Below are 20012 nucleotides of genomic sequence, written 5' to 3'. Positions count from 1 at the left end.
CAACGACGTCAAGTTGGAGGCCAGCAAGAATGGTCCATGCTAGAGCGGTGACTCAAAAAATGCTGATCACCTTCTTATGCATTGCTTGCTATTCAAAGTCCGCAAGGTCCGCAGAGCTGCCTATCAACTTATCAAATTGATGGTCTTTGCGCGAGCGTCCGCTTTCGGGAATATTCAAGCTGATCGCCATTGGTAGGCGAAGGTCGGCTAAGGGCCGTTCTAGACGTAGACCATACCGGCATCAAAGGTCTGCTTTGTCTCGATAGTAGGCCGTAAAACACATCTCGGTAATTATAAGGTGCCCTTAAATTCTTGCGGTTGATGATATTGAAAGGTTTCTTTTGATCATAAGGAGATATCCAAATTTAGATTTCGATTTGTTCCGCAATTCTCCATGCATCATCTTATGCCCTTTTGACGATTAATGCAGCTTGGAAACAAGTATATGCCATAAGATATGCGCCACCCATGATGATGAGGGGAAAAATTACAACAAAACGCCTACTGCTGAATTAGAATGTCAATATAATCCTGAGGCTTGCTGCCAAAAACAGACGGTTTCAAAATTAGTACATATGGCATATAAAGGAGTTCAACCTAGAATGGATGGCGCCGATAAATCATGGCTCAAAATAAGAATCTCGATGAGATCGAGAACTCAATCAAAAATCGCCATCGGCGTGCAGAGGGATTTGCCCATCTAGGACATTGGCAGTATTCTATCGAAAGTAAGGTTCTAAATTCTTCAGACGAAATGAATAGAATTTATGGCTATGATCCCATTATTTATCAGTTGACGATGGAAACGAAAATGTTTTACAGCGGCCATAATAAACTTTCCTGACGTCATACACGCCTGATTTGAATGACTCAAGACGATGACATGGAGGCTCAATTATTAATAAAATAAGGTGGAGTATGTTTAATGACGAATTGACATAAACTCATTATTGCAAAGTGTCGATATCTATGTATCATACCTACTCATACTTATACATAATTATTCAATATTAGCTAAACATATAATCAATATGGAGTATATAAAGTGGATCTAAAATCAGAGAAAGCAAGATCTCAGGTAGTAGGGATAGTTAAAAAAGCTCGTGATGCGCAAAGTAAAATTAATAACTACACTCAAGAGCAGGTTAATGAACTAGTAACGTCAATCTGCTGGTCTGTAGTGAAACAAGAGCGTGCGGAAGAATTGGCAAAATTAGCGGTTGATGAAGGTGAATTTGGTAATTATGACGACAAAGTTACTAAAATCAAGAATCGCTGCATAGGCACTCTGGCAGATATGGAAGAAGTTAGAACGGTTGGTATTGTTGAAGAAATTCCGGAAAAAGGCTTGATAAAAATTGCTAAGCCCGTTGGGGTTATAGCCGCGTTAATTCCAACGACAGGGCCAGATGCTACTCCACCACTCAAAACGCTATTAGCGATTAAAGGCCGTAATGCTATCATTGTAGCAGCGCATCCTCGAACACAAAAAACAACTGAACTAGCGGTTAAGTTTATGCGTGAGGCATGTGAAAAAGTAGGAGCCCCGGCAGACTTAGTTCAGGTCATCGAAAAACCTTCATTAGCAAAAACTCAACATTTAATGCAACAGGCGGATCTTGTGGTTGCCACAGGTGGCGCCGCTATGGTAAATGCAGCATATAGTTCTGGCACACCTGCTTATGGTGTTGGCGTCGGTAATGCTGTGCACATAGTTGATGAAACGGCTGATTTGGAAGATGCGGCCAATATGATCTCGTTTGCACAAAAGTTCGACTTTAAAACAAGTTGTTTAGCTGATAATGCCGTCATAACACATTTATCTGTTTATTCTGAAATGAAAGAACGCTTAAATAATCTTGGTGGTTATTTTTGTAATAATGACGAAAAAGCGGCATTACAAAAAGTGATGTGGCCAGATCCTGAAAGTCATATTCCTGCTTTAAATGTAATTGCAAAACCAGCTACTCATATTGCTCAATTAGCAAACATAAATGCACCTCTAGATTGTACGTTTTTGGTTATAGAAGAAACAGGTACTGGGCCAGATTACCCTTTTTCTGGTGAAAAATTATCATCCGTTTTAGCACTTTATAGTTATGAAGATAATATTGAAAATGCTATCCAACTGGTAAATGCCATAACTGACTACCAGGGGCAAGGACATACCTGTGGTATTCATACCAAAAATGATGCACATGCTATGAAGCTTGCTATGGAAACTAAAACTGGCAGAGTCATGATCAACCAAAATTTGAATGAAGGGGCCGGTAGCCCACGTAATGGCTTACCCTATACTCTTAGCCTAAGTTGTGGAACATGGGGAAAGAACATCACGACTGAAAATGTGAATGCCCGCCATATGGTTAACCTAACTTGGGTATCCAAGACAATTAAACCCAGCTCAATTAATAATGACTTATTATTTGGATCGCATTGGGAAAAATATGGCCAGTAACTAACACCTTACCGATAGGTTATACGTTGAAATTACTTCCACTTCTATTATAATTAAGCATATTAATGGATATTTTGGGCGCCATGTCAAATTTGAAAAAATTTCTTACCATCACGGAAGCAGCGGGTTATTTGAAGGTTAGTAAAACATCGCTAAGGCGATGGACTAATAATGGTGGCTTGCCCTGTTATCGTGTTGGTCTCAGGAATGAGCGACGATTTCTATTAAGTGATCTAGTTGTCTTCATGTCAGACTCTAGCAAGTCCATTTCGCAGGATGACAGTTCTTCTATCGTGGCGTTATCTAAATATAATCAACCGCGTAAACATGTATGTACTTATTACAAAAGTTCACGAGACCAATGGCAAAAATTTCGAACATTTTTTCTTGAGCATGTTAATAATCCAAAGTCGAAAGTTGTTTATATTTTCGCGGGAGAAGAGGCAGACGTCAAAAACTTGATAAAATTTGAGGGTCTTAACCCTGATGATTTGATCGAAAGAGGATTATTAACGCTTTGTTCTACAAATGAATCATATTTGTTAGGCAGAGAATTTGATATTGATCGGATGCTCAATTTTTGGAAGGAAATTATTAAAGATGCCACAAAAGGAGGAATCAAAAAACTTCTTCTGACTGGTGAAATGGGGTGGGCAAGTAGTGGTGCTAAGGGGTGTGAGCTCCTTATTCCTTATGAAGAGGCACTAGATAATTTTTTGCAGGGTCACGCTTGGGTGACGGTGGTGTGTCAGTACCCAGTCCACCAATTCTCTGGTTCTATTGTGTATGATAACCTTTGCATTCACACTCAGATTCAATAACCAGAGAAACTTCAAATGTATGCGGAATCTAGTTATGTCGACCAGATATTTCGTTTTCTCCATAGAATTTGGATACTATATCTAGTGGCTATTTGCATTAAGTGCATAGCCCGTTAAAATAATTAATAAAATTGTTTGCTATTGCATATTTAATTTTCAACGGAATATCCTTAAGTACTTGTTTAATCAAATAGATAGCCGAAAGCCCATCATTTCAGATGGCCTGTATACTAGTATATTGTGATTATAGTTAGAGCAATTTATTTCTTCAACATACTGCTCAATGCACCTGCAGCAACAATCATAGGTGACAACACGGGGCTGAAGGGAGGGGAATAGGCCAAATCAGCATTTTCCATATCATAACAAGTTAATGCTCCGAGTAATGCAGTTGCAGCGATGTCAATCATTTTATCTGATGCACCTTGGCCTATAACTTGCCCGCCTAATAATTGACCATTTTTTTTATCGGCAATCAATTTGACGATTACCTCTTTGCCGCCAGGATAATAACGCGCCTTATCATTCTTTTTGACCGTAACTGATTTTGGTGTAAACCCTAATTTTTTTGCGGCTGTTTCTGAAAGCCCTGTTATCGCGACATTTAAATCGAATGTTTTAAATATTGATGTGCCTAATGTACCTGGAAAATGGGCATTACCTCCTGCGGCATTATCACCAGCAACCCTACCTTGTAAATTTGCAATATCACCTAAGGGTACCCAGGTGATTTCACCAGAAACCCTATCGATGGTTTCGCAGCAATCACCAGCGGCATAGATATGTTCTAAATTTGTTTCCATTTTAGTATTTACTTTAATAGCGCCTGTTTCACCAATTGTAATACCACCTTTTTTAGCCAATTCAATATTTGGTTTAATACCAATTGCTAGCACAATAAGGTCAGTTTCAACTAGACGGCCAGATTCTATTTCAATAGAGCACGCCCTACCATTTATTCCATTAATATTTACAAGCCCATCATTTAATATGATTTCAACGTTATTCTCAATTAGATGATCATGAACCAGTTGCGCCATCTCTGGATCAAAGCGCGGTAAAATGCGATCCAGTTTTTCGACCAATGTTGTTGCTATACCCAACTCATGGAATGCTTCAGAAAGTTCTAAACCAATGTAACCTGCACCAATTATTATCACTTTTTTAGGCTTAGTCGAATCTATAGTGTATTTAAGTCGATCAAGTTCTTCAATAGACCTTAATGTAACCACACCTTGCAAATTGACTCCTTTTACAGGTGGGACAATTGCTCGCGCACCAGTCGCCAAAATGAGCCGATCATAACTAATTGTTTTTCTCGTATCCGTTTTCAGGTCTTTAACGGTTAACTGCATAGATTTGTAATCAATACTCTCTACATAGTGTTGTGTTTCAACGTTAATACCATCTCTTTTAAATTCTTCTGGCTTACGTATTACTATTTCATCTCGATTTGGAATTATTCCACTAAGTATATAAGGTAAACCGCAGGCTGAATAAGAAACTTCGGCCTCATCTTGATAAAGAATAATCTCAAGATCTGGGTTAGTTCGATGAGCCTTTGCTGCCGCCTTTGTACCCGCAGCAACGCCTCCAATAATAATTAATCGCATAATTTCTCATTTTAGTTATTGTAACCAGTGGCCATCACCCGCAAAAAAAGCAGGCTCACCACCGGTATGAATGAAAATGACTTTGCTATAGTCTTTGAATTCATCACGTTTGACACCGTCCAGATACCCGGCCATCGCTTTACCGGTATAAGTGGGATCTAATAATATTCCTTCCGTTCTAGCAAGCAATTCAATCGCTTGTTTACCCTCAATACTAGGCAATCCATACCCATCACCAATAAACCCACCCTGTACAAGGACATCTTCCATCTTGAATTTTAAATCATAACCCAGTAATTCTGCTGCTTCGGTTGCTAGCTTAGCCACTTGATAGCTAACTTCCTTAGGTTCACGGCTAACACTGTAGGCCTCCAACTTCCAAGGTAATTCTAGTAGTTTGATACCGAGCAACCAACCTGCGTAGGTTCCTCCGGAACCTAGCGCGAGAACAATCGCATCCGGTTCGCAACCTAATTTATTACATTGTTTATTCATTTCAATCACAGCGAGTACATGTCCTAGCACCCCCATTGCACAAGCTCCACCTCTAGGGATTTGATAGGTTCTACGGCCTTGGCCGTTCAACTTATTTGCGATGTTAACGATAAATGTATCTACTGAAGCGCGATCATTATCTCGGGTAAATTCACATTCAGCACCTAGCATCTGGGTTACACGATAGTTTCCATCATTGTTTAATGGCGGTTCGCCCCAGTAAACCGCTGTACAATGCATTCCCGCATAAACTGCTGCTGCTGCAGTTGCACGAACGTGGTTGGATTGGATTCCCGCGCCAGTCACTAAAGTATCTGCCCCCTTTGCTAAAGCGTCTGCAAGCATAACTTCCAAGCCACGAACTTTATTTCCACCTAGTCCGAAACTAATCAGATCGTCTCTTTTGAGCCAAATTTCAGGTCCACCAATCTTCTTCTGAAGTTTATTGGCTACAATTAAGGATGTGGGGAACTCTCCTAATGCAACCCGGGGGATTCTTTGAATTATATCTGCACTTATTGACGCTTGGGCTCGCCTGGTTTTTTTTGACATTTAAATTAATCAGAGTAATTAATACTATTAATAATAAGATCAGTCATCTCTGCGCAGACGCCAGTACTCTTTTCAAGTTTAAAAAAACCTTCTATCTCATTCGTTGTAAATCTTTTAGAAATAATTTGGTGAGCAAAGATGACTTCCTTAAAGCTTAGTTCTTGTTCACTTGCCGACATAGATGCCTTGTAAACTATCTCATGAGCGCTTTGTTTGCCTATTTTTTGCGCTAAAGCAAGCATAATTGTTTCAGCGTGAATAAAACCTTTCGTAGCATGGATGTTTTCAAGCATTTTTTTAGAATTAACCTGTAAAGACTCTAGTAGATTGGTCAGTAAATAAAGAGATTTTCCTGCAAACATAGTGGCCTCTGGAATTATTAGCCACTCACTTTTCCATGACCGACCATCACGTTCATGATCGTGTACTAAATTTTCGAGCATATGAGCGGCATGGTGACGTACTGTTTTAGATAATGTACCCAGGTGCTCGGATATTTCAGGGTTCTTTTTTTGCGGCATAGTAATGCTACCGATCGTGCCATCAACAAAGCCTTCGTTAAGTTCCCCAATTTCAGGGCGTTGTAGGTTGTAAATTTCCTGACCAATACGATCACCTGTAGAAGTAATCATGGCTAGAATATTTAACCACTCAGATAGCCTGTCGCGAGTCGATGTCCAAGAAATTAGCGGTGAATTTAAATTCAGCCTTTTCGAAAAAGTTTTTCTTACCTCTAATGCTTCTGGACCCAATGAAGAAAGACTTCCAATACCGCCCGCTAGTTGTACTACTTCCAGGCGATGTTCAATTTCTAGAAGTCGCTGACGGTGTCGATCAAATTCATCCAACCAGGTAGCTACTTTATAACCGAAAGTAATTGGAATGCCTGGTTGGCCATGGGTCCGGCCACACATTATTGTATTTCGGTGCTCTTTAGCTAGTTGAATAAGTAATTTTTCTATTTCTATTATATCGACGATATACGAACGTCTAACTTTGGATAGTACACACGACATATAAGTATCTGTAACATCTTGCACCGTAACCCCATAACATAACCATTCCCCCTCATTTTGTCCGCAACGATGTTTAATGGCATTAATCAGACCAATAAAGGAATGATTGGTTTTTTTGAAATCAGCCGCCACTTCTAATAATAGCTTTTCATCTACAGTCAATGAGTCATAAGTTCTTCTAATATCTATAGCAGCTTTTTTTGGAATTAATTTAAATTCCGCCTGAACTTCTGCAAGAATAACCATTATTTCTATCCAACCACGAATACGATTAGTTTCAGAAAAATGAGTACGTATTTTAGGCGTATTCCATGAACCGCCAAAAATAATTGAATCGGTTATATGTATTGATTCCATCATATGTGAATTTTTATTTAACCTGTTCTATCAAACTAATTTCAATCTCTACAAAATATTCTTGTTGTTTCATATTTTTTTTATGTGTATCGCTGAAGATTTGATTACATTCATTAATCATATTATTAATTGATTTAATTGATGCACTACCACGTGCTTTTTTAGACTGAATTGAATTGTCTGGGTTTAAAACTTGCTTTAGAAAATCATCAGTGATATTAATCGGCACCCCGAAAACTTCTATACTCGCCTTATGTACTTTCTGGGCGTCTAAACTTAAAATTCCTTCATCGTTATATTTTTCCGCAAGGTATCCTACTAATTTATGTGCCGCTCTAAAATCAAGACCATACTCCTGCGCTAAAGACTCCGCCAGATCTGTAGATAATGACCATCCAGACAGAACCAATTGTTTACCTCTTTTATGATTGAAATGCAGGTGTTCTAATACTTCAGTCATTAACTGCATACAATCATTTACCAACCTTATTGCATCAGGTAGTTGCGAATAAATAGAAAGCCGGTTATCTGGTTGGCCCGTTGGAGTTCTTGCTGTTGCACTTATAGATGCCAAGCTACCAATTAATTCGTTTGCAATGCTTCTAATATAAGTTAGCGCAAAGGGGTTCTTTTTCTGCGGCATGATCTTGCTCGCGCGCGCGTGCGTATCATCTAATTCAACGAGGTCGAATTCCTGAGTACAATATATCTGAAGGTCTTCTGAAAGCCTGCTTAAATTGGTAATGCTTGATGACAAGACAGCCGACAATTCAATCATTACATCAAATTGCCACATCGCATCGCGCGCATGAGTAGCAATGCCCGAAAACCCTAGTAACAACGCCATATATTCTCTGTCGTTAGTTAATATAGACCCGTTCGTACTCCCGCACCCCATTGGGCTTTTATTGACCCTGTGGAATAATTGTTCCATTCTTTCTAAATCCCTAACTAGGGGATATGCAAACGATAATAAGTAATGACCAAAAGTAGTAGGCTGGGCGGCCTGTAAATATGTATAGTCAGGCATGATCGACTTTTTGTACAGGTTTGTTAACTGTGTGATCATCTTGCCCAATTCTATTGTACTACCAGTTAACTTCAAAATTAAATTTCTAAGTACAATCAAAAATGCAGTAGTAGTAACTTCACGCCGTGCTCGTCCAGGACCTAACCAGCCAACCGACGTAGTTTGTTCAGAAAGCCAGGCTTCCCTGTTGGTATATAGATCACCTCGACTTGGTTCTAGAACAAAATTAGTTGGGCGTTTCTGTAATTTGATCAATTGAGATAAAAGCTCAGCACCTTCCTTATGCGGTATTAAACCTGTTTTTATTCCAGTGAGTGTGTAAGCTATATCGACTAGCCCCATAGCTTCAAAAAGGTGAGCTTGCTGACCTAATTCTCTTGCAAATACAATATTAACCATTGCATCTGATGGGGGTTTTTTTATGCGTGAACCAATTTCTAGGACTTGCGTCTGCGTATCTAAATCATCTTTTTTTTTTGACATTTTATTCTTTAGCTAATTATTAATTTTGCAAGATCATCTTCGGTTTGATTAGGATCCCATCGACCACTTTTGAGTAAATAATTAGTTACTTCATGCAATGTTTCAAAGCGCAAGCCATTTCGCAAAGACTCTATTGCTAAAATTTGATCCGGTGGAATATTACCCAAGCCTACGTTAGTGCCAAATTTTTTAATTAATACAGCTTGCTGATTTTTTTGTGGGGCTTCCCAAATTAATCGATCAACTTTATCGCCCATTATTTTAGAAATACGTTCAACTTGATCCTCTTCAACCTGTCCATGCATATCAAATACGCCAATACCGGTGCCAAATTCTCTACCCTCGATAACAACCCATTTTGCACCCCACTCCAGATCTTCTAATGCTTCTTCTGCCAACTGATCTGGTGCGGGTTGGTTGTTAGGGTCTTTTTTTCCAACTTCTGTAACAGGGATTAAATTCTCACTTATCGCACAATCAATTATTTTTTTACGACGAAACCTAGGGATTGGAATGGTACCATCAGATATTTCGACAGCTGTAAATCCTAATTCTCTCGCCCGTTTCATAAAAACTTTGCAGTGATGATCAACTAGCGCGACTTCTAGCAGAGTTCCTCCTGGATAAGTTAACACGTCATGATCTGCCAGTAATTGTAATTTTTCCTTTATGGCATCGGTTTGCATAAATACAGATGTTCCAAAACTGAGCTTCCAATGATCAATGAAGCTGCCGCAAAGGTTCAATATATCTTCTGTTTCATATAAGCCTTTTCCAGCATCTAGCACCATAGTTATGCCTGTTTCGTGAGGTTTTGCGGAACGTCCACTACGAGGGCACTTTATAATGTCACCCCATGCGAGTTCAGACATAAACCACCCCCGCCGAAATCTTCTTCAATGCCGATTCTACCATCGTCAAGTCTACACCCCAAGGCACGGTTACAATATTGTCGACCTGCTCAATATCAAATTCTAATAAGCAACATTTAAGAATGGTCGCAATTCCATTATCGTTTGCGATCTTTCTCGGGCATATTTCAACTCGTGGCGGCTCATCTCCATAATAATGACGGTGGAATTGTAAACTACGTTCACAGCCTATTAGAGTCCAATTTTGACGTTCAGCGGGCCGTTCATCTAGAAAAAAAACTGGTGCATCTAGATCATCCAATCCACCTGAGCGACATGGAACAAGATAAGCTTTTGGTTTAACGGTTTTACATAGATCAAGTAAATCAATTCTCTCCAGCTCAATAATGATAGGTGGTAGATCTGCATAACTTAGGACGTGCTCAATCATACTATAAAGTTTAGGCGGCTCGGGTGGTGCGACTTCAACAACTCTAAGAACCAGGGGCTCGGGGTGATGAATCATATTTATATGATCAAATTTACCTGTAACAACCAAGGTTTGATCTGAAGAAATATTATTATCGAAGGCTAATTTTGCTAAAGACGATCTATTAGCGGGGTCAACATTAGCATCCACAATAAATACACACGTATCTGGCAAAGCGAGAACTTCTAATTCATCAATCGAGCCGAATAATGTATCTGACGAAGCGCGTTGCACTGCTACCACAGAGTATTCATTCTTTCTATTATGTAAAATGATGATATCTGTTCTTCTATACACTTCTTTTGATAACAAATAAGCCCTTATACTTTCTTCTGTCATCACACCTTCGTATGGTTGATAGCTAACGCATCGATATGGAAGAGGAACAAAGTTTTTAGCTTGTTTAAGTTCACCAACTTTAAGTATTTTTCCATTCATTACATTCAACCTTTAAGTGCAAAATTTCGATTACGATCATTATTACTAAGCTCTCTTTCATGAATTTTCATTGGATCCAATTTACGAATAAACTCAATCATGGCCGCGTCAGGCAATTCACAAACTGAAAGGTTTTCATCAATTGGGAATTTAAATCCAGTGGACTCTTTCACATCTGCAATTGATGTATCTGGATATAAATTAATCAATCGCGCATGCCCGTCATCGTCAAAATCAAATAGGGCAAGATCGGTTACAATGTTGTCGGGTCCTTTCCCTAGATAAGACATTTGTTTTCTAGGTGTGTTGTCAGATGTCAGATGACCGACGTTGGTAATATAATCACACGACTCAGTCAGGCGATACCTTCTTCTACCTTTTGCATTAGGCAAAGCTCTATGAGCCGCTGTCCATATTGTTATATTCTCGACATCACACGATAAATTGCAACCACCACCACCGCCCGGTAGTTTCATATTCAATTTTTTATCGTCTCCGAGGCGTGTTACATTCATGTTGCCCCATTTATCTATTTGTAATCCGGACAAAAACATCCTACCCATGCGGCCGCTTGCAGCAACATCAAACAACTCATCAATTTCAATGCTACATTCTGCACCCCAACCCATAGCCAAGTCATTCGATGTTGGGGTCAGAAAAGGGGGCTTAGGATTTATACCGTACGTAGCGCCTGCGACCAAAATCAGATTCGGCGCATGATTGTTTTTTGCTAGATGCAGTGCAAGTTGAACTAAAGGTGAACCGAAGCCATGGAAAGCAAGAATTCCATCCTCAATAGTTTTGGATATTTGATAGATCATCAATTCACCCAATGTACAGGTAGTCGGTTTTGTTTTGCTAAGCATAAAGTTCCATCCAAGCTTCGGTACTGGTATCCCATGCTTCTAATTTTTTCAACGTCTCTTCTCCACCAACCGCCTTAAGATAGTCTTCATTTAAAGCTGCGGTGAATACATATTTATTCAAGTACTCATCATTAAAAATTTCAGTGCCTTTTTTGGCGGCGTCATAATACAGTGCAGTGTGTTCTCTATCGTAACCATACATGGGATAGCACGATGTTGGATGCGCACCATAATCGACTTCAGAAATTCCTGTTATATAAAAATAAGGGATAGTGACGCCTTTTTTTACAAGCTCATCGTTTTCAATAATTTTCTCGACCGTCACAATGACTTTTTTAGATGCCTTTGCGAATAAAATATCAGCAACTGGTGGCCCCTCAATGTGGATATTTCCATGGCTATCAGCGTATTGGGCGTGGATGATTGCAATATCTGGTGCCAATGCAGGAACAAGCACTAATTCGTCACCAGTAAATGGGCATACCATGCTTTTATATTCGGGGTGAAGTTCTATAAACCCCGTGCCTAGTATTGATCGAATCGGCATAAAAGGGAGGCCACTAATTGCAGCACGTAATTGTTGTACTAATGTATAACAACAACTATCTTCAACTTTGATTTCACCAGATTCACAAGCTCTACGATAATTTGGCGCCATTCCAAAGTCCTGCTCAAAACCTACGTATGATTCGCAGCTTATAGCAACCAGACCAGCACCTGCGAGTAAGTCAATGTCGATTCCGTGTGCCGAGCCTACTAATTTCAACGTTTTTTTATCCTGACGAACCAATTCTCGTAAAGCCGCCATGGGTTCACGGCAGGAAAGCCCACCACCAACGGCAACACAATCCCCATTTTTAATTTCAGCAATGAGTTCCGATAATTCGCAACGTTTATCTTTATTTACATACATGGTTTAAACGGCCTTCATTATTATGAAATCTAGATAGTCGTCATTCCGCCGTCAATATACAACGAGGACCCACAAACAAAACTTGACTCATCCGATGCCAAGAATAAATAACCATTCGCAATTTCTTTTGGTTCACCAAAACGGCCAATGGGGTATTTTGACAAGCGTTTCTTTTGAGTTGCTGCTGACGTATCGCTGCCGAGCAACTGCTGTCCCATCGCAGTCGTTGCAACGGTGCCTGGGCAAACACAATTTACTCGAATACCTTTGCCTGAATAATCTGCAGACATCTGTTTGGTAAGCCCCATTATGGCTGCTTTAGCAGCGCAATATGCCGCCATTCCAGGGATGCCGACTGTACCTGCAACAGAACCACAGTTGATTATCGTGCCACTCCCTTGTTCAAGCATGGTAGGTAAAACGACTTTTGAGCAAAAATAAGTCCCATCAATATTAACTGCCATCACTCGTTGCCAAAGGTTTGGCTCGGTATTATCAACACTACCAAAATCGGCAATGCCGGCATTATTGACTAAAATATCGATCTTTCCCTGATAATGCTCAATCGCTTGTTTAAACTGTGTCTGAACGGCATTATAATCAGTCACATCTAATGCGTAAGCTTTGGCAATAATACCTTCCTTAATTAATTTTTCTGCCGCTTTATTTGCAGCCTCTTCACTGATATCCATAATGGTTACATTTGCCCCTTCTTGCCCGAACAATTTGGCTGTTTCAAAGCCAATTCCAGCAGCTGATCCCGTAATAATCGCATTTTTATTTTTTAATCTGTTTGTCATATTTATTCCTCAATAACTATAATTTTTTAATTAATAAGCCGTACACCCACTACCCACTGGTAGGGGGGTGCTCCGTTAAAATAATTTGATTGATCACTTACCAAATAAAATACAACATCTGCAACTTGTTCAGGTTTCCTAATCTCATTTTGTAGTATTTATGATAATACTAATTGTCGTAAATCTGGCTGATCCAACCGCCATTCAACCATTGGTGTCTCAATCATACCGGGGCACAACGCATTAAAACGAACCCCTTGGCTTGCATAATCAAGCGTTAGTGATTTTGTTAATTGAATCACAGCGCCTTTAGATGCAACATATGCCGCCCTGTCTTTAAATGCGACCATTTCGGCTTCAGCATTTCCTGTCCTACCTACGGTATTTATCAAAATGTCAATGATGCCAAATTTGCTAACTCCTCCACTTATAAAAATAACATCAAAATCACGCTCATCATTCTCATTGATATTAATAATGGGATCGACTTTTTCGCCCTCCATTTACTCATTAATTTTGCTTGACCAATTATCAATGGTAAGTAATTCGTTTGAAACTTTCATCACTAATAAATCTTCGTGTTGGTATGTTTTTTAACGTAATATTTGTTTGTGTTTAAAGAATATTTAAATCTTAATATAAGAAATGTATTATGTAACTATCCGCAGCACGGACACCCACTTCCATGAGCTTTTTCTAGTGGATGCTCAACGTGCTCATCAGGCTTCATATTTTGAGCTTTATAGCTACCACATTTCGAGCACACCCATTCTTTTGGTTCTTGGGTTCCTTCTAGCACTAAACCCTTAAATATGTGCTGACAGTCTGGACATTGGAGTGAATACACAGGCATAGTCATACCTCAAGTCTATTTGTTAATAAATTCCAAGTGAATTTAATTCAATTTACTTGGAATTACACCAGAATTATTACATCGATATACCGCTATTTTTAGCAAGTTCTGCGCGCACAATTTTCGCACCTTCGACCATGGCATGAAGTTTATCCTTAGCGATATAACGCTGCAACAGAATAAGTCCGCAATCAGTTGTTACCCCAAGCTGTTCAGCGCTCACAACCGTTAGCAACTGACGAATTTTTGCAGCTACTTGTTCTGCTGTTTCAGTTACTGTGCTTTTAACATCGATAACACCGGCCCAGAACATCATAGTTTTAGGTATTGGGTGATCTTTAAGCATTTGCAAACCTGCTTCATCAAAAGACAATCTTCCTATACCTTCTATATTGAGCACATCCATATTAGCCTCGAACGATTTAGGAACAACAGAAGCTGTAGGGTTAGGCGCTTTTGCATCAACAGCCCGTTTAGTCAAATCAAAAATTTCACCTGCTTCTACCGTATCATCAGGGTAGTAGGCAGGAGTCCCCCCCCAGTTACCCCAACATACGTGGCAAATTATTTTAGCTTTTGTAACACCTTGCACGCATCGATTAAACGCTTCAATGGCCCAATCTTCATAAAAATAGGGCCAGGTAAATTCATCTATTTGTATATATTCAACACCAAGCTTTTCAACTGCTAAAATATCTTCATTGATTGCAACAGCGATTGCCATTGCCCTGTCTCGGCTATTACTATAAAAAAGATCATTAGTACACTGGGCAAGAACCTGAACACCGGTGTATTGGACCTTAATAGGCTTATCAGTAACGCTTCGAAGAGCACGAGCTTGTTCAACCATCATTTGCCCACAACGTTTAATTTCGTTGATTACCGTACCAGCGTGTAATCTACTGTAAATAGGGAATCCCAAAAAACCTCCTGACACGTCATATCCCATTCGTTTCATATAATAATAAACCGCAACATCTGCATAGTTATCGCCTTGCAATCTACCATCAGAAATAATATCTAAGCCTGCATTGACTTGGTCTTTTACAATTGCAGCCATAGCATCTTCTAAGGCTTCACGCGACATCGAATCAGGTGGATTTTGGTCTCCATTGAAATGTACCGCATAGTTCGCGTCCCACCAACGGGGATTTGGATAGTTACCTACCATGCTCGTAGGAATCAATACTTTATTATTATCAGCCATAATATCCTCCATCTTTATCAAGTTTACTTCTTAAAGAAACTGAATGAGCAATTAGAATAAAATAGCTATACATTATTGTCTATACTTATTCATACTTATTCATTATTGTTTTAAAAACACTCCAGTATTTTTAGAAAGATATTTTTTGTGTGCACTTGTGGTTCCGTGATGTATCATTTTCTAAAGTTATTCGTCAAAATTCTCTAATGCCAAATTTTTTATATAACGCATGCCCAATCACGGTTTTTTAAAAAGTGAACCTGGGCCCCTAAGTTCCCACTAACTGCCGATTCATACAAAGCATTTGATACGGTAGCCACACCCACTGCCCGACCTTTATCGATTGCATTTTGTATATCAGGATTTTTTTCCGGTGCGATGCCAACATTTTAAAATTAATACCTTAAAAACTGAGCTGTCAACAGCCTAAACATGCGTATAAACGTGCCGCACAAGAACATGTGGCAATACCTAATCATCTTAAAAGACAGTTTAATGTAACTCAGCCCAACCAAGTTTGGTGTGGCGATGTCACTTATATCTGGACCGGTAAACGTTGGTCTTATCTAGCCATAGTCATGGACTTATTTTCAAGAAAACCCATTGGTTGGGCGCTGTCATTTTCACCGAATAGCCAACTAACCGGCGATGCGTTGAAGATGGCTTTCGAATCCAGAGGCAAACCCAAAGGGGTTATGTTCCACTCTGATCAAGGGTGTCATTATACCAGTCAACAGTTCAGGCAATACTTGTGGCGCTTTCAAATCAAACAAAGCATGAGTAGAAGAGGTAATTGTTGGGATAATGCTCCAATGGAACGATTCTTTAGAAGCTTAAAAACTGAATGGATACCGACAATAGGTTATCAATCATTTAGCCAGGCTAAAACAAATATTATTGATTATATAATCGGGTATTACAGTCAAGTCAGGCCTCATCAACATAATAATGGCTTTGCGCCAAATGTTGCTGAGAAAAACTACTGGGCTGAATATAAAACTGTGCCCAAAATTACTTGACCACTACACTCAGTATCAACTGCGACATAGTTATCGTTAAACTCAATAAGCCCGTAACAATTACCGCTTATTACTTTTTTGTGGGACCATTCATCTCCATTCACAGCAAGTTGATATATCCCGCCTCCATGTTGTGGACTGTACGATGTAGGCGACCCATTGATAAACAGCATCTTTTTTGAAATAGTTTCTAATTCATCTATAATCCTAAGATCATTCAAAATAGGGCTCACACAAAAATCGACGCCATGCTTTAAACCATATCCATAGTTGCTTTGAAACCTCAGCGAAAGAAGTTGTACAGACTATTACAAAGACATTCTTAATAGCTAATATAGAATCTGGCGACAGAATTTCTAAATTAAGCTGAACTGTTCCCCATAAGTTAGATGCATCATCTACGATAGAATGTAGTTTTTTCTCTGCCAAAATGTGAGCAGTCTTTGCCGCAATATGACCCGCCCCAAAAAGTACCACCGGCTTATTTTCGCAGCCTCTGTTACGGTAGAAAAGGCTATATTTCTTTTACTGACCATACTTGTCATCACTCAAATTCTTTTCTGTTTTTTTAAAGTCTTTAAGCTGTTCATCTGTTAAATGGACATCACCATAACTCGCCGGCTCTCCCCAAATATTATCTTTCCACCATTTCCCATTCTCAATCCACCAAACTCTTGGGTCTCTAAAAGAGTCTGCGATCTCCCAAAATTCTTGCTCGGTCATACCCACATAATCAAGCCAATAAAACAAATCTGATGAGACAACAGCATCATACTTTCTCACCATCTCAATTCCTTCTTCTCTCGTCATATCTCCCGTTTTAATATCCTTAGATGCATGATCCGAAGCTCTTCCGTAACCGAATTTGACAAATTTTAACAAATCGTGGATGCCATTTTCATATCGATCATCTAAATTTGAAATTCTGCGATACGTTCTCTCAAATGGTTTTTCTGCTTGTATCCAATCATAATTTTTCATCACCAACTCAGTTTGTCGAATCGGATCCCACTTGAAAAAATTACCTATATATAAACCTCGAACACCAACTTCGAGTATCTCTTCATCAGAAGGATATTTTGCCCAGAGCATATCTTTTTCTTTGATTCCATATTCGAGCATGTCATACCATTCATAGCCTCTAAGATCGTGTTCATGCCTTGATCTAGCACTAAACTCAACAAAGTCATCAGGGGCATACATTCCAGAAATATCCCAACTTATTTCACCCCAAATTATAAGGGGAATTTCGAATTTGACTGCAATTTGGATCGGAGAAGAGGTAATGCCGCAATGATTTTGCCAATTCATATCTCCCATTATTTTAAAGGTTAACTTGTTCAATTTTTTGAGCGTATCAACACTGGGGCCCCATACAATATGATCTGCATCAAAAACGTGACGCATTAAGTCTCTATTATGGTCAGCCTCAGGCAAAAAGTTATTACCATGATAAGTCATGAGAAGAGGTTTTAAACCGTATTCTTTGCACATCAAGTGTGCTTGATAAAAGCTATCTTTCCCGCCACTCACCGGTATCAGACAGTCGTAGTTCGACTTATTATTCTTTGTATATGGGGCTATAATTTTCTCAAAACGTTCTTTACGTTGAGCCCAAAACTCTGCATTTAAATCTTGAAAGGCTTTACCTGTTCTACAACTGCTACAAACCCCTTCGTCATCTACTTGAAGATTGACTGTACTCGTAGGATAAACACAACTCTTACAATATTGCATCTTAATCATTGTTTAGGTCACCACGTTTTAAAGTTTAATTAGGTCTGGCTTTCTGACGTTAATGCCAGCGTCAAATAGATGTTTCTTGGCCAAAAATACACTCTGATCCACATAATGGAAAATATTTGCCGCTGCTACCGCATCGACATTAGTCTGTTCGAAAACCTCAGAGAAATGATCCCACTCGCCTGCTCCACCACATGCGATTACAGGTATTGAGACACTATCAGCTACCTTTCGAATAAGTGGTATATCATAGCCGTTACCTTTCCCATCTTGATCTATTGAATTTATTAGGATTTCACCAGCACCATTATTTTGTGCACTTAACGCTAAATCATGAGGAGTAAATTTTGTTTCATTTTTCCCACCGTTTGAATATACTTTGTGTCCATCTAATGTTTCTTTTGCATCTATAGACACAATTATGCATTGAGAGCCAAACTCTCGAGCTGCTGCATCAACAAATTTGACATCGTTTATTACCATTGTATTTAGACACACTTTATCGGCCCCCGACGACAACCTGGCTTCAATATCAGATAAAGTTCGTATTTTGCCTCCAACAGTAATTGGCATAAAAGCAACATCAGAAACATCTCTGATGATATCTAAAAAATTATCCCTGTTTTTATACCCCTGATCATCTCTTCTTAAATCATAATTATCATCACTGGATATGTCTAAGTATATGATCTCATCTGATGCCCATTCACTTAATCGTTTCACACTCATTACAGGGTTCCCCAAATTTTGATATCTAGAAAAACCTTTACTCTGAACGATCCAGCCATTCCTCAATAGCAAAATAGGTATTAGTCTCTTTTTCTTCATGATGTCATCACAAAGTTATTCAGTAACAATTGTCCAGCTCTTTGACTTTTTTCAGGATGAAATTGAAATCCATAGATATTATCTTTGCACACGACAGCACTAAACTTTTCTCCATAGTCCGTATAAGCTAAAACATTCCCTTCATCGTGAGCATCAAAGCAGTAGCTGTGAACATAGTAGAAATCACGATATTCTTTTAGCTTATTAAAAATAGAGTGGGGATTTTCTATTAAAATATTATTCCAGCCGACATGTGGCAATGATAAGTTTTCAGTGCTTAATTTCCTAACTGAACCAGAAATCCAACCAAAACCTTCACATTGTTCAAACTCATATCCTTTCTTGGCCAAAACTTGCATTCCTACACAAATCCCTAAAAATGGCTTTCCTTTACTAATAACCTCATTTTCTAAGCAATCAAATGGAAGGTTTTCTCTAATTTTTTTCATGGTGGACGAAAAAGAGCCTACCCCTGGCAATAGGAGATGAGACGAATTTTTAATTTTTTGCTCTTCATTCGATATCAAAACGTTATGTCCAAGATGCCGCATAACATTGTATATAGATCTAACATTGCCAGACCCATAATCAAGAATACAAATTGATTTATTAGTCATGATTTAAGAATCTTTGAGTATCTTCATATGTTAATGATTGTCATGTGAACATATTTTTACTGACCGCGTCTAGCTCATGAAAAACATTTGCTATCTTATAGTGCGCTTCGGCGTAATCAGGCTTGAGGGCGAGCGCCTTGCGGTAACTGGCAATGGCATCTTCCGACTTGCCAAGGTCCTGGAGCGCATTGCCAAGATTGTTATGCGCGTAGGCAAAATCGGGCTTGAGCGTAAGTGCCTTTTGGTAGCTGTCTACGGCGTCCTCCAGTTTGCCAAGGTCGTAGAGTGTAAGGCCAAGGTTGCTGTGCGCTTCTGCGTAATCGGGCTTGATGGCGAGAGCCTTGTGGTAGCTGGCGACGGCCTCATCCAGCTTCCCCATGGCCTCAAGCGTAATTCCCATGTTGTTGTGAGCTTCCGCGTAATCCGGCTTGATTGCAAGGGCCCGTAGATGGCTGGCTATGGCCTCATTCAAACGCCCCTGCTCCTTCAACACACTCCCAAGGTTGTAATGCGCCTCGGCAAAACCGGGTTTGATGGCAAGAGCCTCATGGAAGCTGGCTGC

Annotated in this window: 17 protein-coding genes and 2 pseudogenes; 3 read left to right on the top strand and 16 right to left on the bottom strand. The window is 39.4% G+C overall.

Annotation, left to right across the window (positions count from 1 at the left end; all coding sequences use genetic code 11):
- Positions 1–1045: 1045 nt before the first annotated feature.
- Positions 1046–2458, top strand: a complete 1413-nt coding sequence (locus tag QZ488_RS16600) for an aldehyde dehydrogenase family protein (RefSeq protein ID WP_293750862.1) — start codon at positions 1046–1048, stop codon at positions 2456–2458.
- A gap of 65 nt (positions 2459–2523) precedes the next feature.
- Positions 2524–3279 carry an MEDS domain-containing protein gene (locus tag QZ488_RS16595; protein WP_293750860.1) on the top strand — a complete coding sequence of 252 codons (756 nt, stop codon included), beginning with the start codon at positions 2524–2526 and terminating at the stop codon, positions 3277–3279.
- A gap of 260 nt (positions 3280–3539) precedes the next feature.
- Here QZ488_RS16595 and QZ488_RS16590 read toward each other — a convergent pair whose 3' ends face one another.
- From QZ488_RS16590 to QZ488_RS16540, 11 genes are all read right to left on the bottom strand, one after another.
- Positions 3540–4892: an FAD-dependent oxidoreductase gene (locus QZ488_RS16590; protein WP_293750858.1), complete on the bottom strand. Its 1353-nt coding sequence runs from the start codon at positions 4890–4892 to the stop codon at positions 3540–3542.
- A 15-nt stretch (positions 4893–4907) separates the two neighbouring features.
- Positions 4908–5939, bottom strand: coding sequence for a pyridoxal-phosphate dependent enzyme (locus QZ488_RS16585; protein WP_293750855.1), 1032 nt, complete (start codon positions 5937–5939; stop codon positions 4908–4910).
- Between the two features lie 5 nt (positions 5940–5944).
- Positions 5945–7315, bottom strand: coding sequence for an adenylosuccinate lyase family protein (locus QZ488_RS16580; RefSeq protein WP_293750853.1), 1371 nt, complete (start codon positions 7313–7315; stop codon positions 5945–5947).
- A 10-nt stretch (positions 7316–7325) separates the two neighbouring features.
- Entirely contained in the window at positions 7326–8825 is a 1500-nt protein-coding gene (argH, locus tag QZ488_RS16575; RefSeq protein WP_293750851.1) for an argininosuccinate lyase, read from the bottom strand.
- An 8-nt stretch (positions 8826–8833) separates the two neighbouring features.
- Positions 8834–9697 carry a phosphosulfolactate synthase gene (locus QZ488_RS16570; protein ID WP_293750848.1) on the bottom strand — a complete coding sequence of 288 codons (864 nt, stop codon included), beginning with the start codon at positions 9695–9697 and terminating at the stop codon, positions 8834–8836.
- Positions 9690–10604, bottom strand: coding sequence for a hypothetical protein (locus tag QZ488_RS16565; RefSeq protein WP_293750846.1), 915 nt, complete (start codon positions 10602–10604; stop codon positions 9690–9692). The genes QZ488_RS16570 and QZ488_RS16565 overlap by 8 nt, the downstream gene beginning before the upstream one ends.
- A 5-nt stretch (positions 10605–10609) precedes the next feature.
- Complete coding sequence (locus tag QZ488_RS16560; RefSeq protein WP_293750844.1) at positions 10610–11470, bottom strand: CoA-transferase; 861 nt, start codon at positions 11468–11470, stop codon at positions 10610–10612.
- A complete protein-coding gene (locus tag QZ488_RS16555; RefSeq protein WP_293750842.1) occupies positions 11463–12383 on the bottom strand; it encodes a CoA-transferase in 921 nt (306 codons plus the stop codon). The genes QZ488_RS16560 and QZ488_RS16555 overlap by 8 nt, the downstream gene beginning before the upstream one ends.
- 29 nt (positions 12384–12412) lie before the next feature.
- On the bottom strand, positions 12413–13183 hold the full coding sequence (locus QZ488_RS16550; protein WP_293750840.1) for an SDR family oxidoreductase: 771 nt from the start codon (positions 13181–13183) through the stop codon (positions 12413–12415).
- Positions 13184–13341: 158 nt separating this feature from the next.
- On the bottom strand, positions 13342–13686 hold the full coding sequence (locus QZ488_RS16545) for an SDR family NAD(P)-dependent oxidoreductase (protein WP_293750838.1): 345 nt from the start codon (positions 13684–13686) through the stop codon (positions 13342–13344).
- 426 nt (positions 13687–14112) lie between these two features.
- The gene (locus QZ488_RS16540; protein ID WP_293750836.1) at positions 14113–15243 is read right to left on the bottom strand and encodes a cobalamin-independent methionine synthase II family protein; all 1131 of its coding nucleotides are present in this window, start codon (positions 15241–15243) and stop codon (positions 14113–14115) included.
- Between the two features lie 386 nt (positions 15244–15629).
- Here QZ488_RS16540 and QZ488_RS16535 point away from each other — a divergent pair.
- Positions 15630–16262: pseudogene (locus QZ488_RS16535) on the top strand (IS3 family transposase); the annotation flags it as partial.
- 213 nt (positions 16263–16475) lie between these two features.
- Here QZ488_RS16535 and QZ488_RS21550 read toward each other — a convergent pair.
- The 5 genes and pseudogenes from QZ488_RS21550 to QZ488_RS16515 all read right to left on the bottom strand — a co-directional run.
- Positions 16476–16742 (bottom strand): annotated as a pseudogene (locus tag QZ488_RS21550) (hypothetical protein); the annotation flags it as partial.
- A gap of 45 nt (positions 16743–16787) precedes the next feature.
- Positions 16788–18008 carry an N-acetyl sugar amidotransferase gene (locus tag QZ488_RS16530; RefSeq protein ID WP_293750834.1) on the bottom strand — a complete coding sequence of 407 codons (1221 nt, stop codon included), beginning with the start codon at positions 18006–18008 and terminating at the stop codon, positions 16788–16790.
- 18 nt (positions 18009–18026) lie between these two features.
- Positions 18027–18833: an imidazole glycerol phosphate synthase cyclase subunit gene (locus tag QZ488_RS16525; protein WP_293750832.1), complete on the bottom strand. Its 807-nt coding sequence runs from the start codon at positions 18831–18833 to the stop codon at positions 18027–18029.
- Positions 18830–19450, bottom strand: a complete 621-nt coding sequence (gene hisH / locus QZ488_RS16520; RefSeq protein WP_293750830.1) for an imidazole glycerol phosphate synthase subunit HisH — start codon at positions 19448–19450, stop codon at positions 18830–18832. The genes QZ488_RS16525 and hisH overlap by 4 nt, the downstream gene beginning before the upstream one ends.
- 40 nt (positions 19451–19490) lie before the next feature.
- Positions 19491–20012, bottom strand: a 522-nt coding sequence (locus QZ488_RS16515) for a tetratricopeptide repeat protein (protein ID WP_293750828.1), incomplete at its 5' end; no start/stop codon positions are given.

Source organism: uncultured Paraglaciecola sp. (genome assembly GCF_913020055.1).
Taxonomy (GTDB): domain Bacteria; phylum Pseudomonadota; class Gammaproteobacteria; order Enterobacterales; family Alteromonadaceae; genus Paraglaciecola.
Note: the sequence above shows the minus strand (reverse complement) of the source record. Positions and strands in the feature narration are given on the sequence as shown.